The organism is Herbaspirillum sp. Her4 (assembly GCF_057961335.1).
The window spans coordinates 2,854,404-2,877,440 of sequence record NZ_CM176330.1; the positions used below are offsets into that span (position 1 = coordinate 2,854,404).

Sequence of the window (23,037 nt, forward strand, 5' to 3'; positions counted from 1 at the left end):
GCGGGAAACATCGACCTGTGCCAGAATGCCAATATGTTGTCTTGAACATCAGAGAACATCGCAGCGATATGAAGGTCTGCGTCCATGGAGCCAGCCGGGTGCGGTCCTGCCCGGGTTGGCGCAAGGGGGCAGCCATCGCTGTCCCAGCCCTGATGCAAGCGGCCTCCCGCCCGACAGGGGCGCTGCTTGTGTAAGGACTGAGTAAGTGAAACGGCCTATGTTTTGCGGAAAGCAAAAACAAACCTACTGGAGACTACCGTGGCAGACATCGAGACATTCAAGCAAGAGAACCGCGTATTCGCACCCCCGGCCGAGCTGGCCCGTCACGCCGCCATTTCGGGCATGGACGCCTACCAGGCCCTGAACGCCGAATTCGAGAAAGACTACGAAGGCACCTGGGCCAAGCTGGCCAAGGACAACCTCAACTGGCACAAGCCCTTCACCCAGACCCTGGATGAATCCAACGCCCCGTTCTACAAGTGGTTCGCCGATGGCCAGGTGAACGTCTCGTACAACTGCCTGGACGTCAACCTGGAAAACGGCAATGCCGACAAGACCGCCGTCATCTTCGAAGCCGACGACGGCAAGGTGACCCGCGTGTCCTATCGCGAACTGCACCAGAAGGTCTGCCAGTTCGCCAATGGCCTCAAATCGCTGGGCATCAAGAAGGGCGACCGCGTGGTCATCTACATGCCCATGTCGGTGGAAGGTGTGGCGGCCATGCAGGCCTGTGCCCGTATCGGCGCGACGCACTCGGTGGTCTTCGGCGGCTTCTCCGCCAAGTCCCTGCACGAACGCGTGATCGATGCCGGTGCCGTGGCCGTGCTGACCGCTGACTACCAGGTGCGCGGCGGCAAGCAGCTGCCCTTGAAATCCATCGTCGACGAAGCCCTGGCCATGGGCGGTTGCGATACCCTGAAGCACGTGGTGGTCTACAAGCGCGCCGGTGCCGAGATCAACTGGGTCGAAGGCCGTGACCTGTGGCTCTCCGACGTGGTCGCGCACCAGCCCGACACCTGCGAGCCGGAATGGGTGGATGCCGAGCATCCGCTGTTCATCCTCTACACCTCAGGTTCCACCGGCAAGCCCAAGGGCGTGCAGCATTCGTCGGCGGGCTACCTGCTGTGGGCCGTGCTGACCATGAAGTGGACCTTCGACATCAAGCCCGACGATGTCTACTGGTGCACCGCCGACATCGGCTGGATCACCGGCCACACCTACATTGCTTACGGTCCGCTGGCCGTGGGCGCGACCCAGATCGTCTTCGAAGGCGTGCCGACCTATCCGAACGCCGGCCGATTCTGGGACATGGTGGCGCGCCACAAGGCCACCATCTTCTACACTGCGCCGACGGCGATCCGTTCGCTGATCAAGGCGGCCGATGCGGATGAGAAGGTTCATCCCAAGCAATACGACCTGTCTTCGCTGCGCATCCTCGGTTCGGTGGGCGAGCCCATCAATCCGGAAGCCTGGATGTGGTACTACAAGAACGTCGGCCGCGAGAACTGCCCCATCGTCGATACCTTCTGGCAGACCGAGACCGGCGGCCACATGATTTCGCCGCTGCCGGGTGCCACGCCCCAGGTGCCGGGTTCGTGCACGCTGCCGCTGCCGGGCATCACGGCGGCCATCGTCGACGAGACCGGCAATGACATCCCCAATGGCAATGGCGGCATCCTGGTGGTCAAGCGTCCGTGGCCGTCGATGATCCGCACGATCTGGAATGATCCGGAACGCTTCAAGAAGAGTTACTTCCCGGAAGAACTGGGTGGCAACATCTACCTCGCCGGCGACGGCGCGGTGCGCAACAAGGAGACCGGCTACTTCACCATCACCGGCCGTATCGATGATGTGCTCAACGTGTCGGGTCACCGCATGGGCACCATGGAGATCGAATCGGCGCTGGTGGCCAACAGCATCGTGGCTGAAGCGGCCGTGGTGGGCAAGCCGGATGAAACCACCGGCGAATCGATCTGCGCCTTCGTGGTGTTGAAGCGGCCGCGCCCGACCGGTGAAGAAGCCAAGCAGATCGCCAAGGAATTGCGCGACTGGGTGGCCAAGGAAATCGGCCCCATCGCCAAGCCCAAGGAAATCCGCTTCGGCGACAACCTGCCCAAGACGCGCTCGGGCAAGATCATGCGTCGTCTGTTGCGCGTGCTGGCCAAGGGCGAGGCGATCACCCAGGACGTTTCCACGCTGGAAAATCCGGCCATCCTGGATCAGCTGAAAGAAGCGCAGTAAGCCTGAAGTCGCCGCTGCAAGGCGGTAACAGGCTAGCCGGCAGGGCAGGGCGTTGTCGTATGGACGCCGGGTCCTGCTGGTTTTTTTCATGGTCTTTTTGAAAAAGATGCAGAAAAGACTTGGCTTCGGCGAGAAGCTTGCTATAATGCATGGCTTCGCTGAACGCGAACCCGAATCCAGGAGAGGTGGATGAGTGGTTTAAGTCGCACGCCTGGAAAGCGTGTATAGGTTCATAGCCTATCGGGGGTTCGAATCCCCCCCTCTCCGCCACAATGAAAAACCCGCTGATACGTCAGCGGGTTTTTTTATGTCCCGGCCTGATGCCTGGCTCAATCGTGCTCGTCGCGAGTCAGTGCATCATTCCCCCTGCACCCGCACCAGGCTCATCGCGCAACGCCAGTTCTTCCCGCTCCTCGATGAAGAGCAGGAATTCCATATGATTGCGCGCATGCACCCACGCCGCCAGCGTGCGGTCGCTGTGTACTTGCAAGGCGTGGATGTGACTGGCGATCAACGCACCCAGATGTTGGCGGATCTCGAACGATTCCGCCCCTGCCGCGTGCATGCCCACCAGGCAATTGCGGGTGGCATTGCGGATGAGGTCACCGACGATCAGATTGGCCCCGGCCATCTCGGCCAGTTTCCTGACGATCAATACATATCTGCCAGCGATATCCTCTGCAAAACTGTTTAGCATCATTTCTCCTCTGCCCAGACCTTACCGCGCTTTGTTGACGCAACACCATCGGGATAATCCTGACCCGCCTTCTCATCAAGCGGGAGACGGCCCGTCTCTTCTCAGGCAATCTCTGATGGCGAGGCCTGCCGGTGCGAACAATAATGGCGCCACGAGACGTCACCGTTCAGGGGAAAACCATGCAAGCGTGTCCGATCAAGGTGGCGTCCAGAGCGGCCAAGGGCTTCGTGGCCGCCGTCTGCATCATCATCCTCATTCTGGAAGCCTGGACCAGCTGGCATGAACGCACTGCCGAGATGGAGGAGTCCTTCCGCGCCACCGCCAACATGGCGCTGGCGCTGTCCCAGCACGCCGACCAGGCACTGGATGAAGTCGACATCGTCCTCAAGGCCGTGATGGAGCAGGTACCGGGCAAGCCCCGCGCCGTGGCCGGCAATGAGCGGCTGCACAACTTTCTGGTGCGAACCGTCGGTGAGGTGCCGCAACTGGCAGGCCTGTTCATCTATGACGAAAAAGGGAAGTGGCTGGCCTCCTCGCAGCCGGTCCTGGAGACGCGCTTCAACAATAGCGACCGCGACTATTTCCGGCACCACCAGACCCACCGCCTCGATTCTCCCTTCATCGGCAAGCCCATCCGCAGCAAGTCCACCGGCCACTGGGTGCTCACCATGAGCCGCCGCATCAACAAGCCCGATGGCTCGTTTGGCGGCGTCGTCCTGGCCACGCTGGACATCCAGTTCTTCGAGCGCTTCTATCAGAAGTTCGATATCGGCCAGCAAGGCGTCGTGCTGTTCGGTGCCAACGACGCCACCATTCTCTATCGGCGGCCGCTGCGCCCGGACTCCATGGGCAAGTCACTCGCGCAATCCCCCCTGATCCGCCAATACGTCAAGCTGCAGGACCAAGGAGTGGTCGAGCTGCGCTCCACGCAGGATGGGGTTCTGCGCATCAACGGCTTCAAGCATCTCAGCAATTACCCGCTCTTCGTCATCGTCGGCGTATCGAAGGAGGAGATCCTGCAGAGCTGGACACGGCACATCATGGTGCGTGCACTGGGCATTGCCTTGCTGCTGTTCGCCATCTGGTACGGCGGCAACAAGATGGTCGCGCAGGTAGCACTGAGGGAGCGCGCGCAAGCCGAAGCAGTGCGGGCACAAGCCGAGCTGGAAACCATGTTCGAATTGCTGCAGAAACAGTCGCGCCGTGACGGTCTGACCGGTGCCATCAATCGCCGTCATTTCGATGAATTGCTGGAGGCGGAAGCGGCGCGTTTCGCGCGCGTGGGCGGGGCGTTCTCACTGCTCATGATCGATGTCGATCACTTCAAGCAATACAACGATCACTATGGTCACGTGGTGGGCGATGTCTGCCTGCGCAACATCGCCGCGGCCATCTCCGGGGCGGCACAGCGCGAGATTGATACGGCGGCGCGTTATGGTGGCGAAGAATTTTCCGTGCTGCTGCCGGAATGCGGCAGTGCCGGTGCCATCGTGGTAGCGGAACGAATTGTTGCGGCCGTCAGGGCCATGGGCATTTCGCACGCGACCAGCGACAAGGGCCGGGTCACGGTCAGCATCGGCATCACATCCATCACGTCTGCGGAGGGCTTCTCCTATCAACCGCGCGAACTGATCGAAAACGCCGACAAGGCGCTCTACCAAGCCAAGGACACGGGGCGTGACCGGGCAGTCTTCCGCGAATTCATCGGCCGGAAACCGGTGCTGGCCTGGTCGGCCTAGTCAGGAAGGTAGAACCTTACTCCGGCTTCTGCTCTTGCCGCTCATCGTCGGCGGCATTCGGGCTTTTCTCCACCAGCACGCCGCCCCGTCCCATGCGCTGGATGCCGGCCGGGGCGTTTAGTGGCGGCTGTCCACCTAGCGTACCTTCATGGCCCTCGGGCTCTTTCTCGAAATGGGTCTGCGTGGCCCCTTCCTTGGGGCGTCGTGGCTGGTTCTCGTCACGTTCAACATCATGCCGGTCAGTATGGTCAGGCTGGTTCATGGTGGTCTCCTTGAAATCACAAGGTAGACCGTTCGCCTGCATCGCGTTATCGGAGGCCCCCGCAGAATGGCGTCAGCCAGGCACCGACAAGCCTCAATCGGCGTCGTCCATCACGCGCAAGGCGCGTTTCCGGATCTTTTCCATGGCGCGCATCAAGGCCTCGCGTTCGCTGCAGCTCAGAGCTTGCAGGAGATGGGCTTCACGCTCTTCCACCATCGGCACGATCTTGCGGTACAGCTTGCGCCCCTGGGCCGTGGGCTTGACGATGCGCGCGCGGGCGTCATCCGGGCTGGGCTGGCGCAGTACCAGGCCATCCTGTTCCATGCGCGCCAGCGCGCGGCTGACCTGCATCTTGTCCAGTGAAGTATGGGGCACCAGATCACTGGCCTGCATCTGGCCCTCTTCGGCCAGGGCCGCCAGGATGCGCCATTCGTCGCGGCTCAGGCCGAAGCGATCGGCATAGACCTCCGCCACCGAACGGCTCACCGCCTCGGCCAGCTGGGCCAGTTGATAGGGGAAAAAATCTTGCAGTTTCATTCCGACATGGTAACAGACGTTACCAAGTCGATACAGCAGCGGCATGCTTGATCCACATCAATAACCCTGCACGCGAGGACCTTCCTGCCCCTGCCGCACGTTGACCCTGAGCGAGCCTCGTCAATATAGTAACAACCGTTACTAACTCAAACGCCAAGACGAAGCCCTCAAGGAGACTGCCATGAAGATCGATCGGATCCATCACGTTGCCTACCGCTGCAAGGACGCCAGAGAAACCGTGCTCTGGTACCAGAAATATCTGAACATGGATTTCATCCTGGCCATCGCCGAAGACCAGGTACCCTCGACCAAGGCCCCTGATCCCTACATGCACATCTTCCTCGATGCCGGGCAGGGCAATGTGCTGGCCTTCTTCGAGATCCCGAATTCACCGCCCATGGGGCACGACCCCAATACCCCGGCCTGGGTGCAGCACATTGCCTTCAAGGTGGACAGCGAGGCCACCCTCAGGGAGGTCATGCAGCGCCTGCAGGACGATGGCATCGAGGTGGTGGGCATCACCGATCACACCATTTTCAAATCCATCTATTTCTTCGATCCCAGCGGCCACCGCGTCGAACTTGCTGCCGATTGCGCCAGCCCGCAGCAGCTGCAGCGGCTGGACGAAGTCAAGTGGGACATGCTGGACGAATGGTCACGCACCCGCCGCGCACCGAAGCATGCCGCCTGGATGCATGTGCAGGAATTCACGGCAGCCGGTCACTGATCCGATAAAAAATTGACAGCGCCATCCCCCCCGATGATCCCAAGGAGACACCCATGCAAAGCACCTACACCTATCCCCGTTTCGCCTATCAACCCTCGGATGAGCAGCGCAGCGGCCAGCCGCAGCGCCACCCGGTGGTCATCATCGGTGCCGGTCCCATCGGCCTGACTGCCGCCCTGGAGTGCGCCGCGCGCGGCCTGCCCGCCGTCGTGCTGGACGACAATGACACCGTGAGCATCGGTTCGCGTGCGGTCTGCTATGCCAAGCGTCCGCTGGAGATCTGGGATCGTCTGGGCGTGGCGCAGCGCATGGTGGACAAGGGCGTGGGCTGGCAGCTGGGCAAGGTATTTTTTGAGGATCGCCAGGTCTACCAGTTCGACCTGCTGCCCGAGGCCGGCCACCGGATGCCGGCCATGATCAACCTGCAGCAATACTATCTGGAAGAGTATCTGGTAGAAGCCTGCGCGGCGCATCCGCTCATCGACCTGCGCTGGAAGCATGCGCTGGTGGCCCTGAAGCAGGATGATGACGGTGCCACCCTGACCGTGGAAACGCCCGACGGCAGCTTCACCATGCAGGCCGACTGGGTCATCGCCTGCGACGGTGCCAACAGCGATACGCGCAAGATGGTCGGTGCGCAGTTTACCGGCCAGTTCTTCCAGGACCGCTTCCTCATCGCCGATGTCATCATGAAGGCGGACTTCCCGACCGAGCGCTGGTTCTGGTTCGATCCGCCTTTCCATCGCGGCCAGAGCGTGTTGCTGCACAAGCAGTGCGACAACGTCTGGCGCATCGATTTCCAGCTCGGCTGGGACGCCGATCCCGAGGAAGAAAAGAAGCCCGAAAACGTCATCCCGCGTATTCAGGCGATGCTGGGGCCGGAGGTGGAATTCGAGCTGGAATGGGTTTCCGTCTACCAGTTCGCCTGCCGCCGCATCGACAACATGCGCTACCAGCGCGTGCTCTTTGCCGGTGACGCTGCGCATCAGGTATCTCCCTTCGGGGCGCGCGGTGCCAATACCGGCGTGCAGGACATCGACAACCTGATCTGGAAACTCAAGCTGGTCATCGATGGCCAGGCCCCGGTCAGCTTCATCGACAGCTATCACGAAGAGCGCGCTTTCGCGGCCGACGACAACCTGCGCCAGTCCACTCGTTCCACCGATTTCATCACACCCAAGAGCCGTGCCAGCCGCGTGCTGCGCGATGCCGTCCTGACGCTGGCCGAGCACGAACCGTTCGCCCGCACGCTGGTCAACAGCGGCCGCCTGTCCACGCCGACGCCTTATGTGAGTTCGTCCCTGAACACCCCCGACAGCGTGCCGTTCGGCGAGCGCATGGTCCCCGGCACGCCCTGCGCGGATGCGCCGGTGCGGCAGGGGAGCCGGCCCGGATGGCTGCTCAGTCAGCTGGGCGAAGGCTTCACGGTGCTGGTATTCGGTGCGGGAGATTTCCCCGTCAGTCTGCAGGCAGCGGGTCTGGATATTCCGGTCAAGACCATCGGTCCCGCCGGTTCCGGGGCCCTGCTGGAGGATGTGCAGGGACTGGCCGCGCAGCGCTATGCTGCGCACGAAGGATGCGCTTACCTGATCCGGCCGGACCAGCACGTGGCGGCCCGCTGGTCGCGCTTCGACCCGCTGCAGATCGCTGCCGCCGTCAACCGCTGCGTCGGTCACAGCATGGTGCAGGCCGCCTGCGCCTGACGGGCGCGCTTGAGGTGATACATGCCCTGGTCGGCGCAAGCCAGCAGGGCATCCATCGAATTGCCGTCATCGGGATAGCGTGCATGGCCCAGGCTCGCGCTCACCGTCAGCATCGTCTGGCCGATCTGGAAGGGGGCGGCGAGCGCCTGGGTGAGCTTGTCGCGGATGATGCGGATGTCGCCGCTGGCGACGATGTCGGTGAGCACCACGAATTCATCACCGCCAATGCGGGCGATGGTATCCGCATGCCGCAGGCTCGCCCCCAGTCGTTCGCCGATCTGCAGCAACAGCAGATCACCGGCGGCGTGGCCGTGGCGATCGTTGACCAGCTTGAAGCCATCCAGATCCAGGAACAGCAACGCGAAGCTGCCCTGTGCGCGCTCGGCGCGGGCGATCGCAGCAGCGATGCGTTGCTCCAGCAGGCTGCGGTTGGGCAGGCCGGTGAGGCCGTCGTAGAGCGCCTGCTGGCGCAGGCCGTCATTGGCGGCGCGGGCTTCGCGCAATTGCCGGTGCAGCTCGCGGCAACGGCCGCGCGCGGATGCCAGCAATGCGCCCAGCGTGCCCGCCAGGCCCAGTGAGGCGACGGCACCGAGGCCATCCAGTGAAGCGCCGGTCCAGACCCGCTGGACCAGCCTGAACCATTCGCCGTTATCCATCCCAAACATAAAAGACCGCGCTTTCTTTCATTGCCACGCAGATGAACCCTCTGCCATAGATGTTCCGGATCTCGAAGCGGGCATGCGCCAATTGCCCCAGCTTCTTCCGGAGGCGATAGATGATGGTGTCGATGCGATGCGGATCGATGATCTCGGCCGTGATGTTGAGCGCATGCATCAGGTGTTCCACACTGACCGGGAAGTGCGGGCTGAGGAACAGCGTCGTCAGGACCGCGCATTCCCGCTCGCTCAGCGCCACCCGTTCGTTGTGCGGACTGACCAGCGTGCCGCGGCGGCGATACAGGGTCCAGGCTTCTGCACTGCCTGCGGTCGGCGCATGGAGGATGCGCAGGCGTCGCAGGAAGGAGCGGATGGTCGCCAGCAGCAGGCCTTGCCGGATCGGTTTGTGCAGGATGTAATCGGCACCGTCGTGCAGGGCTTTCTCCTGCGCATCCTCGCTGAGCTGTTCGCCGATGACGACGATGCCGAGCATCGGAAACTTCTGTCGCAGATCGGCCACCAGCGGAAGCAAGCTGATGGTGAACCGGTGCGTCTCGATGATCAGGACAGCAGGCTTTTTTTTTGAATCTCGCCTTCCAGTTCCGACAAGGCCGCCACCGCCCGTACCGGCAAGCCGCTGGCATGCAAGGCCTTGAGCACAACGCCGGCTCCCTCGCCTGGATGCTCTACGATTAACACTGCCACGTCGTTCACATCCCCAAAATGAAACAACCCTGATAGTCCGCTCTTAACGGATGAGTATCATTATTGGTTACGTTATACCTGCTTTTGTGTAGCGGGAGTTTCACAGAAAATCTCGATTTTGTTATCAATTTGAAAGACGCGGCGCGATCATTCCGCGCCTTGTGGCCGACCGCAAAAATGCGCCCATTGGCGTTTGCAGGCGAAAAAAAACGGCAACCCGCAGGTTGCCGTTCTTATGTTGCAAGCTGCCGGGAGGGTGGCAGCCAAGCGACAGGCGTGCTGTCGAAACACACGCAAGGCTCAGTAGATGTCCAATCCGAAATACTGTGCCACGTCGCCTTCGGTCCAGTCCTTGATGACATCGCGCTCCAGCAGCACGCGATATTCCGAGCGCTGCAGGCCGTCGTTCTGCTGGACGATGCGGCTCTCCAGCGTATAGATGGTCTGGTGGATGCGGGTGGTCATCGAGGCATGTTTGATGATGCTGCCCGCTTGCGGTTCTTGTTGTTCGTCATTGGCAGGGATATCCATCAGTGTCCTCTCATTTCATCTGTGCGCGCCGCGCCAGGATCTTTTCGATCTTTTCCTTGAGCGTGGTGGCGTTGAAGGGTTTGACGATATAGCCATCCGCACCTTCCTGGGCTGCCGTGACGATGTTTTCCTTCTTGGCTTCGGCCGTGATCATCAGCACCGGCAGATGCGCCAGGGAAGGGGTGGAGCGGATCTTCTTGAGCAGGGTCAGGCCATCCATGACCGGCATGTTCCAGTCGGTCAGGACGAAGGTGATGTTGGAGGCGCCGGATTCCAGAATCTTCAGGGCCGTGGAGCCGTCATCGGCTTCCACGATCTTGGTGTATTCGAGTTCCTTGAGCAGGCCGCTGACGATGCGGCGCATCGTCGAAAAATCATCGACGACGAGAAAGTGTTGGTCTGTATCAGCCATGGTGAAAGCTACCTTGAGGGAAAGGTGTAATGCGCAACAAACAGCAAATCGCGTGCCGGTGCTCCATTGAACGGCAGCGCCGACGGAACCGGCCGGCGCTGCCGTACAACGGAGCACCGGGGCCGGCCGGAGCGATTGCCGCGCAGCGCGCGGTCGTGGAGGATCAGCGGATCAGTTGCTCAGTGCCCACTTGCCTGCGCTGTTCTTGCAGTAACGCAATTTCAGCGGTTCGGTGCCACGCTTGCTGGTGACCACCAGGTCCACATTGGCGCAGGGCGGGGTGCTTTGCTCGAAGGCCGGGGTGATCTTGGCCGTGGTGGAGGGCTTGGGGCCATCGGTCCACTGCGAGGTCTTGCCGCTCACGCCGGCGTCCAGGGACGCGGTGATGGCGGCATACAGGGAATTGATCTGTTCTTTCTTCAGATCGGCCACGGCCGTGTTGGAGAAGAAGTCCAGATTGGCCTGCGCGTGTGCCTGATGGCTCAGGACCGCGGCGCAGATCAGGCCAGCGTGGGCGGCCAGCTTCAGGAAGCGGAAGCGGGAGAGGGTACGCTTGTTCATGGCTTGCTCGTTTCTCAATATCGGAAGGTAAGTGGCGTCATTCGCCATCGGGGGGAATGGCGGCGACGTTCCAGCCACTGTTTATACCAGAAGTCACGGTGCGCCCAAACTTGTGCTTGCACGGTAAAGGTCCCGCTTTTCCTGCTTTGCGCTACGATGCGGCTCGTCATAATGCGCCAGACTGATGTCGTTACGTACACGATGCTTGCGCCGCAATTGCTTCGTGCACAGGCCATGCAAACGATTGCAGTGATTCATTTCCAATACAAGAAAAGGGGAAGCGATGAAGTCATGTCTGTTGCGTGCCGGCCTGGTCTTGGGCGCACTGAGCGCCATGTTGTCCATCCTGCCAGTTGCGGCATCGGCCCATGCCCCCGCCACCCCGGCGGTGCAGGCGGTGGCCTCCGGCGTTCGCTATCAGCTGATCGGCCGCTGGGATGTTGACAAGCTCAACACCATTCTGCAAAAGGATACGCCGGCATTCTCCGGTGTCCCCGTCAATTACTCCCCCGCACGCAATGCCGTGCGGCTCTATCGCATCACGTATCCTTCCGTGATCCCGGAGCGCGGCAACCAGCCTATCCTGGCCTCGGGCTTGCTGGCGTTGCCGGATACGCCTGCCCAATCCTATTCGCTGGTGTCCTATCAGCATGGCACCGTGTATGAAAGGCAGCAGGTGCCGTCCTTCCCCGAACAATCGCCCGAAACGCAGTTGATGATTGCCCAGTTCGCCGGGCAGGGCTATGCGCTCATCGGTGCCGATTATTTCGGCATGGGCATTTCCGGCGAGCCGGAAGGCTACATGGTCAAGGGCAGCCACCAGCAAGCCACCTATGACATGCTGCTGGCCGCGCGCAGCGTGCTGGCCAGCATGGGTGTGCGCGAGGACAAGCTGTTTCTCTCCGGGTGGTCGCAGGGTGGTTTCGTGACCATGGCCTTCCTTGAAAAACTGGAAGCGGCCGGCGTCAAGGTCGATGCGGCCACCACCGCCAGTGCACCTCTGGACGTGTTCGCGCTGCTCGAAGGATTTCTTACTTTTCCACGCCCCAATGATGCGGCCTGGCTCAACAGCATCGTCATTCTGTCAGCCTTTGCCTTCGAAAATTATTACGGTGTGCCGGGGTTGGCGCGCTCGGTGCTCACTGATGCGGCCTACCCGGTCGCCAAGAATGCCTACGATCGGCAGCCCTTCAATGTGGCCGACATTCCGACCGACCTGCACAAGCTGATGCGGCCGGAATATTTTGACCCGCAGTATTTCGCCCGGTCCGCCTATGGCCGCCTGATCGCGACCACCCAGGCCTATCGCTGGGTGATCCGTTCCGACGTGCGCAATTACTATGGCGAAACGGATGAGGCCATCACCCCCGGCGTGGGCCGTATGGCCATGACCTATGCACAGGCCATGGGTTCGGGGAACACGCGGGTACAGGCGGTCTCCACCGGACCGACTACGCATCGCGGTACCTTTGCCACCGCAGTGCCCGCGTGGAAGCGCTGGTTCGATGAGAAGGTGGCGGGCCGGTAGCGCACCGCCTGAGGAGGCGGTGGCGCAGGCCGGATGGAAGGACGCAAGGGCCGAGCAGACCTGTCTCTGCCCCTCTGTTCCGCCCTGAGGCGGGAGCTCGGCAGGATTATCATTCCGGCACCGGTACCCCCGCCGGCCTCGACTCTTCTTACTCCACAATCCACATGAATCCTCTCCGCCGTCTCCGCCTTGGCCCCCGCCTGGCTGCGGGCTTTGCCGCCCTCCTGCTGTTGCTGGTGATCATCACCTTCATCGGCATCACTCGCATGTCTTCGCTGGACACTACCTCGTCCCAACTGAGCGGTGACATTTATCCCAAGGTCAATGCGGCCCAGAAGATGCAGTACCTGATGATGAATATCGCCCGTTCCGCGCGCAACGTCATCATCCTGGAAGATGATGCGCAGATGGCCAGTAACAAGCAGTCCATCGACAAGGACCTGGCGGAATTCCAGAAGGCGCTCGAATTTGTCCGCACCCACGTGGTGACCGACGAGGGCCGCCGTCTTGCTGCCTTGACCGAGGAGCAAAGCAAGGCGTATTTCGCTTTCACGGGTGATGTGGTGGCCCTTGGTCTGAAGAACCAGAACATCGAAGGGCAGCGCCTGCTGTTCGGTCCGCGCTACAAGACCCAAGGAGAACTGCTGGCAACACTGCAGCAACTGGTCACTCTGTTTGAAGGACAGATGCGCACGGCCACCGAGGCCGCCCATGCGACTTACGTTACTTCTGCAACTATCCTCGGCGTCTCGGCAGCGGTGGCGATTCTGCTGGGCCTGATCGCTGCACTGGCCATCAGCCGCTCCATCACCGTACCCATGGCCGATGCCGTCGATGCGGCCCGCAAGGTCGCCAATGGCGACCTGACCAAGACCATCACCGACAGCGCACCGGATGAAACCGGCGACCTGCTCGGTGCGTTGCGCGAGATGAATACGTCACTGGTCGACATCGTTTCCAACGTGCGCACCGGTGCCGATACCATCGCCACCGCGTCGCAGGAAATCGCTGCCGGTAACCAGGACCTGTCGGCACGCACCGAACACCAGGCCAGTTCGCTGGAAGAAACCGCTTCCTCGATGGAGGAACTGACTTCCACCGTCCAGCAGAACAGCGCCAATGCCCGCCAGGCCGCGGAAATGGCACAAGCCGCCTCGCACATCGCCGGGCAGGGCGGTGAGATCGTCGGCGACGTGGTCAGCACCATGGATGCCATCGATGCCTCCGCCCGCAAGATCGTGGACATCATCGGCGTGATCGACGGCATTGCCTTCCAGACCAACATCCTGGCGCTCAACGCCGCGGTGGAAGCGGCACGTGCAGGCGAGCAGGGACGCGGCTTTGCCGTGGTCGCTACCGAAGTGCGCAGCCTGGCCCAGCGTTCGGCGGCGGCCGCCAAGGAGATCAAGGTCCTCATCGGCGACTCTGTGGAGAAGGTCGACTCGGGTGCGCAACTGGTCAAAAAGGCCGGCCAGACCATGGATGAGATCGTGCAGAGCGTGGCCCAGGTCAATACCATCATCGGCCAGATCAGCGCCGCCGGTGAAGAGCAGCGCGCCGGCATCGAGCAGGTACACCAGGCCGTGGCGCAGATGGATGAGGTTACCCAGCAGAATGCGGCGCTGGTCGAGGAGGCGGCCGCCGCTTCACGCTCCATGCAGGGACAGGCCGCCGAACTGGCCGAGAAAGTGGCCGTCTTCCGCTTGCCACAGCAGGCCAGGGGTGCGTAGGGATAAGGCGCCGGTACGGCTCAGGCCGCCTAAGCCCCAGGAAAGCTGTCCAGATATCGGGCAGCTTTTTTTATGGGTGAAGGACGCCGATCACGCGCCATCGCCCGAAACGGAATGAGGAAAGGAATGGGGGAGAAAGCCGCAACCGGGACCGGTTGCGGCCAGGATGCATCAGTTGTCGGGCAGTTCGCCCTTGGCCGCCAGGTCGATGGCGCGCACGATGGCGACGGCTTTTTCGATCACTTCCGCCTGGCTGGAGACGCGCATGCTCTTCTTGAGGTGATGGATGTGATCGCGGGTCTTGCGGCTCACCGGGACGTTGAGGAAGCCATCCGGCTCGGTCAGGAACTGCGGCGGAACTACCACGACGGGCTCGATGGTCTTGGAACGCTTGGGCATGGGTATCTCCCTTGTGATTAGTCAGGAATGACGTTGGTAGAGTGCCTGCGGCAATATAACTTTGATCGTAAAGACAGAAGAACTTATTTCTTCGATTTTACGATTTTTATCTGGCCGCTCTTATCAGGCGGGAATACTGAGGCTGATCTTTGGCGGGATCGCAACAGCGACGATGCCCCCGCTTTTTATTCCTGCTTGGAGATCGTGTCAAGCGAATTTCTAAAGGTTTGCCCTTGTGGACAGGTTCCGCAATGCTTAGATTTTGTACCGCTATCATTCCTGCGGCGGATGGGCTTGTGTTCCGGCTTTCGCTCGGGGGACGCGCATTGGGGGGCATGCAGACCTCGCATGCTTGTTTTCGGAAACCTTATAACTTGATGCAGTACGCTGACTGATATCCGGAGCGATATCAAAGTTCCGGGGCAGAGTGCGGTCATGGAAATGATTTACACCAGCCCCCGGCGGCTGGCATGCTCCTTGCAAAGTTCGGACGGCATGCTGGCGGTCCTGCTCCTGAGCAACGGCCCCGGAATGCGCGCACAGTCAATCGCGTGATTTTCTAAGTGTTTGTACGCTGCCCCGTTTTTGCACGCCACGTCCGACATCCACGACAACAAGGGAACCCTCATGAAGTTCGTCAAGACCATCCTCGCCCTGGCCGCTCTGGCCACCCTCACCGGTACCGCCTGTGCCGACAACCTGGCTGACATCCAGAAAGCCGGTGTGGTCAAGATCGGTGTGCCGCAGGACTTTGCGCCCTATGGCTCGGTCACGTCCGACCTGCAGCTGCAGGGCCTGGACATCGATGTGGCCAAGCTGGTGGCCAAGGGGCTGGGCGTGAAGGCCGAGCTGGTGCCGGTACCGATCTCCAGCCGCATGGCTTTCCTGCAGACGCACAAGATCGATCTCATCATTTCCACGCTGGGCAAGAATGCCGAGCGCGAAAAGGTGATCGATTTCTCGCAGGGCTATGCGCCCTACAACAACAGCGTCTTCGGCGTGGCCGCGATCAAGGTTGCCGGCCCGGCCGACCTGGCCAACCAGACTGTCGGGGTCGCCCGCTCCACCTTCGAGGACCTGATGCTGACCGACAGCGTGCCCAAGAGCACGGTCATCAAGCGCTATGAAGACAACAACGGCCTGATCTCGGCCTACGTCTCGGGACAGGTGCAGATCGTCGGTACGGGCGACTTCGTGGCCTATGCGCTGGCGGAGAAGACCCCCAGCAACAAGCCGCTGCTGAAGTACATCATCAACGTCTCGACCTGCTATGTGGGCATGAACAAGGGAGAGCCGGCGCTCATGGCCAAGGTCAACGAAGCGCTGACCGCCTCCAAGAAGAGCGGGGAGCTCAACGGCATCGTCAAGAAGTGGCTCAACGTGCCGCTGCCGGAGAAGATGGCGACCACTTACCAGTAAGCAGTCATCCCTCAGTGAACGGCCCGCATCGAAGTGCGGGCCGTTTTGCTTACTGGAAGGTAGTGGCCATTTTGGCGGGTAAGGGGACGTTCAGCCATTTCTGCACGATGGCATTGAGTTCGCCGCTTTTCTTGGCTGCCGTGAGGACCTCATTGACCTTGCCGAGCAGGGCGGCTTCGCCCTTGTTGAGTCCGACGCTGCAGCTCGATTCATTGATGATGTACTTGAGCACGGGCTTGTTGCCCGGTGCCTTCTCCGCCAGTGCATAGGCGACGAAATCGCCCGTGCCGACCAGTTGCACCTGGCCGGAGACATAGGCCGAGATCATGGCATTGTTGTCCTCGTAGCGTTTGATGGTGGCGCTCTTCGGGGCGGTGTCGGTGAGCTGCAGATCCTGGAAGGTGCCGCGCGCCACGCCCACGGTCTTGCCTGCCAGATCGGCCGGACCGCTTACCTGTACCGAGGCCACCCCGAAGACGCTGTTGTTGTAGGGCGCATAGGATTGCGAGAAATCGATCACCTTTTCGCGCTCGGCGTTCTTGCCGAGGGTGGAGATGACCAGATCCGCCTTGTGCGTCTGCAGGTAGGCGATGCGGTTGGCGCTGGCCACCGGCACCAGCTGCACCTTGACGCCCATCTTCTGCGCGATCAGCTTGGCCACGTCGATATCCAGCCCTTGCAGCTGCAGGTCGGAGGTCACCGAACCGAAGGGGGCGAAGTCTTGCGGCACGGCGATGCGCACCGTGCCCGCCTTCTGGATATCGGCCAGTGCATCCGCCTGCGCGACTTGGGTGGACAGGCCCAGCAGGGCCAGCGAGACGGCGAGCACCGGTTTGGCAAATTTCATGTGATCCCTTTCGTTGAATGGACTGTATCGTGCCGGGCGGGTGTGCAATGACCATGCCAGCAGGCGTGCGGCTACTGAGAAGACTGACGATGGTCGAGCGTGCACGCGGGCTGCATGGATGCGGGCGATGCTGATCCGGCATGGCGTCATGCCGATCGGGACTGGCTGATGGCGGGGCGGGGAGGGGCGATCTTGGGGCGGGGGTTCACCAAGTTTGCGCCTGTCTCAGTGAGTGATAAGTCGTGAGACGAGCGCTCCAGGTTTTTCGATGACCGCACGGTGATCAAGCCTGCTTGAAGTGGTGACGGTAGAAGTGATGTTAAAAATCCCGACTCTGATACGGAATCGTTAACCCACGTCATTCACATCGCTGCCATGAACAACATACTTGAAGAGATTCATCCCGGCGAAATCCTGATGGAGGAATTCATCGAGCCAATGCAACTGGATAGGGTGCAGCTCGCTGCGCATCTCGGTATCACCGCAACACATCTGGAAGACCTGGTGCAAGGCCGGGCCGAGATCACGGAGGAAATCGCCCGTCAGCTGGGCGCGTTTTTCGATATCGATCCGCAATTCTGGTGGAACCTCGCATTGAATTACGCCGACAGAGTTCGAAAAAAAGCCACGGATCACTCCGTGGCTTGCAGTAAAACACACCGGCCTGGCGCTATGCACGCTTCTGCGGTGGTCGCGGCTCTGCGGGACACACCGGCGGTGTGACAGGGAGACGGTGCAGTCTGCCCGAGTGCATCAGAAGGCCGGAACGACTGCGCCCTTGTACTTCTCTTCGATGAACTTCTTCACGTCCGGGGTATTCAAGGCGGCGGCCAGCTTCTTGATGGCGGCGCTGTCCTTGTTGTCTTCACGCGCCACCAGCAGGTTGGCATAGGGCGAGTTCGCATCTTCGATGAACAGCGAATCCTTGACCGGGTTCAGCTTGGCTTCCAGCGCATAGTTGGTGTTGATCAGGGCGACGTCGACCTGGCTCAGCACGCGCGGCAGGGTGGCCGCTTCCAGGGCGCGGAACTTCAGCTTCTTGGGGTTTTCCACGATGTCCTTCTGGGTCGAGGAAATGTTGGAGCTGTCCTTGAGCTTGATCAGGCCATTGCGGGCCAGCAGCAGCAGGGCACGGCCCGAGTTGGACGGATCATTGGGGATGGCGATGGTGGCACCGTCAGGAATGTCGGCGACCTTCTTGAACTTCTGCGAGTAGGCGGCGAAGGGCTCGACGTGGACCTTGGCTACCGGCACTTCGATGTCGTTCTTGTGGCTCTTCTTGAACTGGTCCAGGTAGGGCTGGTGCAGGAAGAAGTTGCCATCGACCTGCTTCTCGTTGGTCTGTGCGGCTGGCTGGATGTAGTCGGTGAAGACCTTGACCTGCAGTTCAATGCCTTCCTTGGCCAGGGCCGGCTTGATGTGTTCCAGGATCTCGGCATGCGGCACGGGTGTGGCGGCAATCACCAGCTTGTCGGCGGCGTGGGCGCCAACGCTGAAGGCCAGGGCGGCACCGGCCACCAGGTGAGGGATCAGTTTGCGGATCATGGTTCTCTCCATTCTTTTGTAATGACTAGGGCCTGTTCACATTCAATCTGTGAGTGCGAGAGGTCGCCAAGCGTTGACTGCCTAGGCGCGGCGACGCGCCGTGGTGGTGCCACGGCAAGGAGCTGCAACAACGGCAGGCGACGCTTGGCGGCCTCTCCCGGAGGGTTGCCCCCAGAAGGCGCGCTGGCCGCGTTGCACGTCAGGGCTGGTGGCACCACCACCAGCCCTGACGCGCGCCTTGCCAGCCCGCCTTCTGGGGGCAACGCATCTCACAGATTGAATGTGAACAGGCCCTACGATTGAACGTCGGTTGACGTGGTGTGGGAGCGCCCCTCGTGGGGAGCGCACCCGAAAAACATGGACTGCCGTTCGTTACTGCCTTACTTGCGGGTGAAGCGCAGCACCAGACGGTCGCCAAAGAACTGCAGCAACTGCACCAGCACTACCAGGATGGCCACCGTGACCACCATCACTTCGGTCTGGAAGCGCTGGTAGCCATAGCGAATGGCCAGGTCGCCCAGGCCGCCGCCACCGATCACGCCCGACATCGCGGCATACGACATCAGGGTGATCGCGGTGATGGTCACCGCCGCCAGCAAGCCCGGCAGGGCTTCGGGCAAGAGCGCGCCAAAAATGATCTGACGACGCCGCGCCCCCATGGCGGTACAGGCTTCGAGAATGCCGCGGTCGATTTCGCGCAGCACGCTTTCGGTCAGGCGGGCAAAGAAGGGGGCCGTACCGATCACCAGCGGTGGAATGGCGCCGGTCACGCCCAGCGAGGTGCCCACCAGCCACAGCGTGAAGGGGATCAGCAGGATCAGCAGAATCAGGAAGGGCACCGAGCGCAGCACGTTGACCACCAGCGACAGCACCCAGTACAGCCCACGTTGTTCCAGCAACTGGCCGCGGTTGGTCAGGAACAGCAGGATGCCCAGCGGCAGTCCCAGCAAGACCGTGAAGAACAGCGAGCCGCCAGTCATGGCCAGGGTTTCCACGGTGGCGTCGCCGACCTCGCTCCAGTCGATGACCGACAGGTCGATCTGGCCCGCCAGGGCAGACAGGGAAGACAGCGCGCTCATGCCAGCACCTCATGATCGATGCCGGAGTCGCGCAAGCGCGCCAGGACTTGTGCGACGGCTTCGTCACCGCCGGAGAATTCCACCAGCAATTGCCCGTAGGGCGTGTCCTTGATGCGCGAGACGGTGCCGCGCACGATGGTGGCCAGCGCGGTGGTCGCCGCCGTCAGTTGCGACAGGATGGGTTGTGCTGCCACTTCACCGGCATAGGTCAGGCGCACCAGCGCGCCATCGGGGCGGCGCTGGTAGAGCGTATCGCTGGCATCCCAGGCGTGGCTTTCGGCCAGCAGCGAACGCGTCACGGCATGCTGCGGGCGCAGGAAGATGTCGACCACGCGGCCCTGTTCGGCCACCGCGCCCTGGTCCAGCACGGCGACGCGGTCGCAGATGCTGCGGATGACTTCCATCTCGTGCGTGATCAGCACGATGGTCAGGCCCAGCTTGCGGTTGATGTCCAGCAGCAGGCGCAGGATGGACTGGGTAGTCTCGGGATCCAGCGCCGAGGTCGCTTCGTCGCACAGCAGCAGGCGCGGCGAATTGGCCAGCGCCCGGGCGATGCCCACGCGCTGTTTCTGGCCACCGGACAATTGCGCCGGATACTGGTCGCGGTGCGCGTCCAGCCCCACCAGCTCCAGCAGTTCAGTCACACGCGCGGCGCGCTGCTCGCGCGTATAGCGGCCGGTAATCTTGAGGGGCCAGTCGATGTTCTGTGCCACCGTCTTGGCATTGAGCAAATTGAAATGCTGGAAGATCATCCCCACGCGCTGGCGCAGGCCCAGCAGGGCTTCATGGCCCAGGCCGGTGATGTCTTCGCCGTCGATGAGGACGCGCCCGCTGTCGGGGCGTTCGAGGACGTTGAGGGTGCGGATCAGGGTACTCTTGCCGGCGCCGGAGCGGCCGATGATGCCGAAGATCTCTCCCTGGGCGATGTCCAGGTTGATGTCCTGCAGCGCGATGATGTCGCGCTGGCCGGCACGGTAAGTCTTGTGGAGTTGCTCGATGCGAATCACGTTGGTCAGTTCTAAGGAAACGGCCCCGAGTCTAACCGGGCGTGACCCACGTGAGAACTTATAAAAAGTTCTTAGCTTATGAGAGAAAAAGCTAGTTGAAACCTAACAATCGGGAATGACGGGGCTGGCGCACATCTTGTCTGAAAACTAAGCTCGCCGCCCCATCCGATTCAATGCGCCGCCAGCAATTCCGTCTCGACCTCATGCGCCAGCACCTGCCGCACGGTGGCCACGACGTAATCGATCTCGGCCTCGGTCGTGCCGCGCCCCAGCGAAAAACGCACGGCATTGCGTGCCACGTCGGGCGAACGGCCGATGGCCAGCAGCACGAAGGAGGGCGCGGAAGCCGCCGAATTGCAGGCTGAACCGGCCGACACCGCAATGCCCAGCAACTGGCTGCCCAGCGTGCCGTAGCGCGTGGGCGGGAAGCTGACGTTGAGATTGTGCGGCACGCGCGCCTCGGCGCTGCCATTCAACTGCACGCCCGGCAGGTCCGCCAAGCCGGCCCAGAGGCGGTCACGCAGGGCGCGGATGCGGCGTCCTTCTTCTTCCAGCAGGTCACCGGCCAGGGCAAAGGCTTCGCCCATGCCCACGATCTGGTGCGTGGCCAGGGTGCCGGAGCGCATGCCGTTCTCATGGCCGCCGCCGTCGATCTGGGCTTCCAGCTTCAGTGCCGGATTGTGCCGTACATACAGCGCGCCTATGCCCTTGGGGCCATAGACCTTGTGCGCCGAGAAGGACATCAGGTCGACCTTCAGCTGCTGCAGGTCGATGGCGATCTTGCCGGCCGCCTGTACCGCATCGACGTGAAAGACCACACCGCGCTCGGCACACAGTTCACCCAGCTCGGCAATGGGCTGTATCACGCCGATCTCGTTGTTGACATACATCACCGAGGCCAGCAGCGTGTCCGGCCGCAAGGCCGCACGGAACTGGGCCAACGTGATGAGGCCATCCGCACCGGGCTGCAGGTAGGTGACGTCGAAACCGGCCTTTTCCAGCGTATGCATGGTGTCCAGCACGGCCTTGTGCTCGGTGGCCACCGTGATGAGGTGCTTGCCGCGCCCCTGGGCGCGCAGCGCGTGGGCACAGCCTTTCAGGGCGAGGTTGTTGGATTCGGTCGCGCCCGAGGTCCAGATGATTTCATCGGGACGGGCACCGACCAGGCCGGCCACCTGGGCACGCGCCTTGTCCACGGCGCGCCGCGCTTCCCAGCCAAAGGGATGGGAGCTGCTGGCCGCATTGCCGAATTTTTCGGTGAGGAAGTCGCACATGACACGCGCCACGTGCGGATCGACCGGCGTGGTCGCGCCATAGTCCAGGTAGATGGGGAAGCGAAGATCGGCCGGCGGGCGACAGGGGGCAGGGACGTTCATGACGGTGTTCCGGAGAGTCCAGAGGGTTCCAATTGAGCAGGGTGGCCTGAGGCCGGTATCTACAGTAACGCCGGTTACCTTATTTGGAAAACGACTTTGCGCTCATTTGTATATACGATTTTCGAAAATTGCCCGCAGGCATCCCGATCGGCCAGGCCGCAAGACAGGAGGGCAGCGGGATTCCCGGTCACATGCCACCTCCTACATTTGCTTATACAAAATTATTATACTGAAATAGAATACAAGCAAACCTATAATTCGAAAATCATATGCAAGGACCTTGATCAAGGAAAGCGATTTCGATGGATCTGAATCAGCTGGAGGCATTTGCGGCCGTAATGACCCTGGGGAGCGTGACCGGTGCCGGCCGCAGCCTGGGCCGTTCGCAGCCCGCCGTCAGCAAGGCCATCGGCGAACTGGAGGCCGAGTTGGGCTACGCCCTGTTCGACCGCAACGGTCCGCGCGTCACGCCCACGGCCAAGGCCTTCCTGCTCTATGAGGAAGTGGAGCGCTCACTGGTGGGCCTGCGCAGCATCCGCGAACGGGCGCAGGAAATCGCCCGTGAAGAAGTCCATCCGGTCCATCTGGTCGCCACCCCCGCGCTGGCCTCCACCATCGCCCCGGCGGCCCTGCAATTGCTGGCCGCCGACAAGGAGCGCGCCTTTCCTGAACACGTCCATTTGCGCAGCGCCTCGGCCGAGCAGGTCGTGCATGCGGTCCTGCATCGCACCGTCAGCCTGGGGCTGACCTCGCTGCCGGTGGCCCATCGCGGGCTGGACCTGCACTGGATCGGCGAAGCGCCCTGCGTGGCGGTGGTGCGCGCCGACCATCCGCTGGCGGGCAAGGACAAGCTCACCCGCGCCGCCTTGCGCGGCCAGCGCGTCATCACCATGTCCAACCGCTATCGCCTGCGCCAGCGCGTGGAACTGGCGCTGGGCGAGGACAGCCAGTTGGATGTTGCCATCGATACCAATACCTCCTTCAACGCCATCATGGCGGCCCGCGCCGGGCTGGGCGTGGCGCTGGTGGAGCCGGCCACGGCCTATGGCATGCCCATCGAGGGCATGGTGGTCAAGCGGCTGGCGATGGAGATTCCGTTTTATTTTGGCGTGGTCACGCCCTATGGCAAGCCGGTCGAGGGCGTCACGCAACGCCTGATCGATGCCGTGGAAAAGGCCGCCCGCAGCACCTTGCAGGGCTTCGTCAAGCGCGATGCCAGCCTGCATGATGAATTGTTGTAAATGATTTCGCAGTAGCAGTGTAGTAAAACCCAAGCAAGCAGCGTCAACCGGGAAGGGCGTTGCATCACAAAACCCGAATCGAGACGATCGCAGGC

Annotated in this window: 23 protein-coding genes and 1 tRNA gene; 10 read left to right on the forward strand and 14 right to left on the reverse strand. The window is 61.8% G+C overall.

What is annotated here, in order from left to right:
- Window positions 1-258: 258 nt before the first annotated feature.
- Both acs and ACWFUC_RS12860 read left to right on the forward strand, forming a co-directional pair.
- Window positions 259-2,241 (forward strand): acetate--CoA ligase, encoded by a 1,983-nt coding sequence (gene acs / locus ACWFUC_RS12855; RefSeq protein WP_489625071.1) that lies wholly within the window; start codon window positions 259-261, stop codon window positions 2,239-2,241.
- 179 nt (window positions 2,242-2,420) lie between these two features.
- Window positions 2,421-2,511, forward strand: a tRNA-Ser gene (locus ACWFUC_RS12860).
- A gap of 79 nt (window positions 2,512-2,590) precedes the next feature.
- On the opposite strand, the gene ACWFUC_RS12865 is transcribed toward ACWFUC_RS12860, so the two are convergent.
- The gene (locus ACWFUC_RS12865; protein WP_134221876.1) at window positions 2,591-2,938 is read right to left on the reverse strand and encodes a hypothetical protein; all 348 of its coding nucleotides are present in this window, start codon (window positions 2,936-2,938) and stop codon (window positions 2,591-2,593) included.
- Window positions 2,939-3,117: 179 nt separating this feature from the next.
- Here ACWFUC_RS12865 and ACWFUC_RS12870 point away from each other — a divergent pair, with 179 nt between their 5' ends.
- A complete protein-coding gene (locus ACWFUC_RS12870) occupies window positions 3,118-4,677 on the forward strand; it encodes a sensor domain-containing diguanylate cyclase (protein ID WP_489625097.1) in 1,560 nt (519 codons plus the stop codon).
- Between the two features lie 16 nt (window positions 4,678-4,693).
- On the opposite strand, the gene ACWFUC_RS12875 is transcribed toward ACWFUC_RS12870, so the two are convergent.
- Window positions 4,694-4,939, reverse strand: coding sequence for a hypothetical protein (locus tag ACWFUC_RS12875; RefSeq protein ID WP_489625098.1), 246 nt, complete (start codon window positions 4,937-4,939; stop codon window positions 4,694-4,696).
- 93 nt (window positions 4,940-5,032) lie between these two features.
- The gene (locus ACWFUC_RS12880) at window positions 5,033-5,476 is read right to left on the reverse strand and encodes a MarR family winged helix-turn-helix transcriptional regulator (RefSeq protein WP_034339526.1); all 444 of its coding nucleotides are present in this window, start codon (window positions 5,474-5,476) and stop codon (window positions 5,033-5,035) included.
- 181 nt (window positions 5,477-5,657) lie between these two features.
- Here ACWFUC_RS12880 and ACWFUC_RS12885 point away from each other — a divergent pair, with 181 nt between their 5' ends.
- Entirely contained in the window at window positions 5,658-6,203 is a 546-nt protein-coding gene (locus tag ACWFUC_RS12885; RefSeq protein WP_489625099.1) for a VOC family protein, read from the forward strand.
- A 53-nt stretch (window positions 6,204-6,256) separates the two neighbouring features.
- On the forward strand, window positions 6,257-7,906 hold the full coding sequence (locus ACWFUC_RS12890) for an FAD-dependent oxidoreductase (RefSeq protein ID WP_489625100.1): 1,650 nt from the start codon (window positions 6,257-6,259) through the stop codon (window positions 7,904-7,906).
- Here the strand turns inward: ACWFUC_RS12890 and ACWFUC_RS12895 are convergent.
- The 5 genes from ACWFUC_RS12895 to ACWFUC_RS12915 form a co-directional block, all read right to left on the reverse strand.
- Window positions 7,876-8,571: a diguanylate cyclase domain-containing protein gene (locus ACWFUC_RS12895; RefSeq protein ID WP_489625101.1), complete on the reverse strand. Its 696-nt coding sequence runs from the start codon at window positions 8,569-8,571 to the stop codon at window positions 7,876-7,878. The two genes, ACWFUC_RS12890 and ACWFUC_RS12895, sit on opposite strands and share 31 nt — an antisense overlap.
- Entirely contained in the window at window positions 8,555-9,055 is a 501-nt protein-coding gene (locus ACWFUC_RS12900; RefSeq protein WP_034339558.1) for a winged helix-turn-helix domain-containing protein, read from the reverse strand. The genes ACWFUC_RS12895 and ACWFUC_RS12900 overlap by 17 nt, the downstream gene beginning before the upstream one ends.
- Window positions 9,056-9,567: 512 nt before the next feature.
- Complete coding sequence (locus ACWFUC_RS12905) at window positions 9,568-9,798, reverse strand: hypothetical protein (protein ID WP_134134888.1); 231 nt, start codon at window positions 9,796-9,798, stop codon at window positions 9,568-9,570.
- Between the two features lie 10 nt (window positions 9,799-9,808).
- Complete coding sequence (locus tag ACWFUC_RS12910; RefSeq protein ID WP_034339540.1) at window positions 9,809-10,210, reverse strand: response regulator; 402 nt, start codon at window positions 10,208-10,210, stop codon at window positions 9,809-9,811.
- Window positions 10,211-10,381: 171 nt separating this feature from the next.
- On the reverse strand, window positions 10,382-10,771 hold the full coding sequence (locus tag ACWFUC_RS12915; RefSeq protein ID WP_121038692.1) for a hypothetical protein: 390 nt from the start codon (window positions 10,769-10,771) through the stop codon (window positions 10,382-10,384).
- A gap of 283 nt (window positions 10,772-11,054) precedes the next feature.
- Here ACWFUC_RS12915 and ACWFUC_RS12920 point away from each other — a divergent pair, with 283 nt between their 5' ends.
- Together ACWFUC_RS12920 and ACWFUC_RS12925 are read left to right on the forward strand one after the other, a co-directional pair.
- On the forward strand, window positions 11,055-12,299 hold the full coding sequence (locus tag ACWFUC_RS12920; RefSeq protein WP_489625102.1) for an alpha/beta hydrolase family protein: 1,245 nt from the start codon (window positions 11,055-11,057) through the stop codon (window positions 12,297-12,299).
- 164 nt (window positions 12,300-12,463) lie between these two features.
- Window positions 12,464-14,029 carry a methyl-accepting chemotaxis protein gene (locus ACWFUC_RS12925; RefSeq protein ID WP_489625103.1) on the forward strand — a complete coding sequence of 522 codons (1,566 nt, stop codon included), beginning with the start codon at window positions 12,464-12,466 and terminating at the stop codon, window positions 14,027-14,029.
- 171 nt (window positions 14,030-14,200) lie between these two features.
- On the opposite strand, the gene ACWFUC_RS12930 is transcribed toward ACWFUC_RS12925, so the two are convergent.
- Window positions 14,201-14,428, reverse strand: a complete 228-nt coding sequence (locus tag ACWFUC_RS12930) for a hypothetical protein (RefSeq protein WP_034339550.1) — start codon at window positions 14,426-14,428, stop codon at window positions 14,201-14,203.
- A gap of 627 nt (window positions 14,429-15,055) precedes the next feature.
- Between ACWFUC_RS12930 and ACWFUC_RS12935 the strand changes: the two genes are divergently transcribed.
- Entirely contained in the window at window positions 15,056-15,847 is a 792-nt protein-coding gene (locus ACWFUC_RS12935; protein WP_489625104.1) for a transporter substrate-binding domain-containing protein, read from the forward strand.
- A 49-nt stretch (window positions 15,848-15,896) separates the two neighbouring features.
- Here ACWFUC_RS12935 and ACWFUC_RS12940 read toward each other — a convergent pair whose 3' ends face one another.
- Window positions 15,897-16,694 (reverse strand): transporter substrate-binding domain-containing protein, encoded by a 798-nt coding sequence (locus ACWFUC_RS12940; RefSeq protein ID WP_034339564.1) that lies wholly within the window; start codon window positions 16,692-16,694, stop codon window positions 15,897-15,899.
- Window positions 16,695-17,069: 375 nt separating this feature from the next.
- Between ACWFUC_RS12940 and ACWFUC_RS12945 the strand changes: the two genes are divergently transcribed.
- Window positions 17,070-17,417: a HigA family addiction module antitoxin gene (locus ACWFUC_RS12945; RefSeq protein WP_489625105.1), complete on the forward strand. Its 348-nt coding sequence runs from the start codon at window positions 17,070-17,072 to the stop codon at window positions 17,415-17,417.
- Between the two features lie 30 nt (window positions 17,418-17,447).
- Here ACWFUC_RS12945 and ACWFUC_RS12950 read toward each other — a convergent pair whose 3' ends face one another.
- The 4 genes from ACWFUC_RS12950 to ACWFUC_RS12965 all read right to left on the reverse strand — a co-directional run bounded on the left by ACWFUC_RS12950 (window position 17,448) and on the right by ACWFUC_RS12965 (window position 21,701).
- Complete coding sequence (locus tag ACWFUC_RS12950) at window positions 17,448-18,239, reverse strand: MetQ/NlpA family ABC transporter substrate-binding protein (RefSeq protein WP_489625106.1); 792 nt, start codon at window positions 18,237-18,239, stop codon at window positions 17,448-17,450.
- Window positions 18,240-18,619: 380 nt separating this feature from the next.
- Window positions 18,620-19,318, reverse strand: coding sequence for a methionine ABC transporter permease (locus ACWFUC_RS12955; RefSeq protein WP_083859812.1), 699 nt, complete (start codon window positions 19,316-19,318; stop codon window positions 18,620-18,622).
- Entirely contained in the window at window positions 19,315-20,325 is a 1,011-nt protein-coding gene (locus ACWFUC_RS12960; protein ID WP_413459668.1) for a methionine ABC transporter ATP-binding protein, read from the reverse strand. The genes ACWFUC_RS12955 and ACWFUC_RS12960 overlap by 4 nt, the downstream gene beginning before the upstream one ends.
- Before the next feature lie 170 nt (window positions 20,326-20,495).
- Window positions 20,496-21,701, reverse strand: coding sequence for an aminotransferase class V-fold PLP-dependent enzyme (locus tag ACWFUC_RS12965; protein WP_489625107.1), 1,206 nt, complete (start codon window positions 21,699-21,701; stop codon window positions 20,496-20,498).
- Window positions 21,702-22,003: 302 nt separating this feature from the next.
- Between ACWFUC_RS12965 and ACWFUC_RS12970 the strand changes: the two genes are divergently transcribed.
- Complete coding sequence (locus tag ACWFUC_RS12970) at window positions 22,004-22,942, forward strand: LysR family transcriptional regulator (protein ID WP_259434641.1); 939 nt, start codon at window positions 22,004-22,006, stop codon at window positions 22,940-22,942.
- Window positions 22,943-23,037: the final 95 nt, after the last annotated feature.

Bases quoted from the DNA above. Each gene is read 5' to 3' on its own strand.
- ACWFUC_RS12890 (WP_489625100.1), top strand. From the start codon at position 6,257: ATGCAAAGCACCTACACCTATCCCCGTTTCGCCTATCAACCCTCGGAT.
- ACWFUC_RS12885 (WP_489625099.1), top strand. From the start codon at position 5,658: ATGAAGATCGATCGGATCCATCACGTTGCCTACCGCTGCAAGGACGCC.
- ACWFUC_RS12920 (WP_489625102.1), top strand. From the start codon at position 11,055: ATGAAGTCATGTCTGTTGCGTGCCGGCCTGGTCTTGGGCGCACTGAGC.
- ACWFUC_RS12935 (WP_489625104.1), top strand. From the start codon at position 15,056: ATGAAGTTCGTCAAGACCATCCTCGCCCTGGCCGCTCTGGCCACCCTC.
- ACWFUC_RS12870 (WP_489625097.1), top strand. From the start codon at position 3,118: ATGCAAGCGTGTCCGATCAAGGTGGCGTCCAGAGCGGCCAAGGGCTTC.
- ACWFUC_RS12950 (WP_489625106.1), bottom strand. From the start codon at position 18,239: ATGATCCGCAAACTGATCCCTCACCTGGTGGCCGGTGCCGCCCTGGCC.
- ACWFUC_RS12955 (WP_083859812.1), bottom strand. From the start codon at position 19,318: ATGAGCGCGCTGTCTTCCCTGTCTGCCCTGGCGGGCCAGATCGACCTG.
- ACWFUC_RS12895 (WP_489625101.1), bottom strand. From the start codon at position 8,571: ATGTTTGGGATGGATAACGGCGAATGGTTCAGGCTGGTCCAGCGGGTC.
- ACWFUC_RS12945 (WP_489625105.1), top strand. From the start codon at position 17,070: ATGAACAACATACTTGAAGAGATTCATCCCGGCGAAATCCTGATGGAG.
- ACWFUC_RS12930 (WP_034339550.1), bottom strand. From the start codon at position 14,428: ATGCCCAAGCGTTCCAAGACCATCGAGCCCGTCGTGGTAGTTCCGCCG.
- ACWFUC_RS12905 (WP_134134888.1), bottom strand. From the start codon at position 9,798: ATGGATATCCCTGCCAATGACGAACAACAAGAACCGCAAGCGGGCAGC.
- ACWFUC_RS12925 (WP_489625103.1), top strand. From the start codon at position 12,464: ATGAATCCTCTCCGCCGTCTCCGCCTTGGCCCCCGCCTGGCTGCGGGC.
- ACWFUC_RS12865 (WP_134221876.1), bottom strand. From the start codon at position 2,938: ATGCTAAACAGTTTTGCAGAGGATATCGCTGGCAGATATGTATTGATC.
- ACWFUC_RS12965 (WP_489625107.1), bottom strand. From the start codon at position 21,701: ATGAACGTCCCTGCCCCCTGTCGCCCGCCGGCCGATCTTCGCTTCCCC.
- ACWFUC_RS12915 (WP_121038692.1), bottom strand. From the start codon at position 10,771: ATGAACAAGCGTACCCTCTCCCGCTTCCGCTTCCTGAAGCTGGCCGCC.
- ACWFUC_RS12910 (WP_034339540.1), bottom strand. From the start codon at position 10,210: ATGGCTGATACAGACCAACACTTTCTCGTCGTCGATGATTTTTCGACG.
- ACWFUC_RS12970 (WP_259434641.1), top strand. From the start codon at position 22,004: ATGGATCTGAATCAGCTGGAGGCATTTGCGGCCGTAATGACCCTGGGG.
- ACWFUC_RS12940 (WP_034339564.1), bottom strand. From the start codon at position 16,694: ATGAAATTTGCCAAACCGGTGCTCGCCGTCTCGCTGGCCCTGCTGGGC.
- ACWFUC_RS12880 (WP_034339526.1), bottom strand. From the start codon at position 5,476: ATGAAACTGCAAGATTTTTTCCCCTATCAACTGGCCCAGCTGGCCGAG.
- ACWFUC_RS12875 (WP_489625098.1), bottom strand. From the start codon at position 4,939: ATGAACCAGCCTGACCATACTGACCGGCATGATGTTGAACGTGACGAG.
- ACWFUC_RS12900 (WP_034339558.1), bottom strand. From the start codon at position 9,055: ATGCTCGGCATCGTCGTCATCGGCGAACAGCTCAGCGAGGATGCGCAG.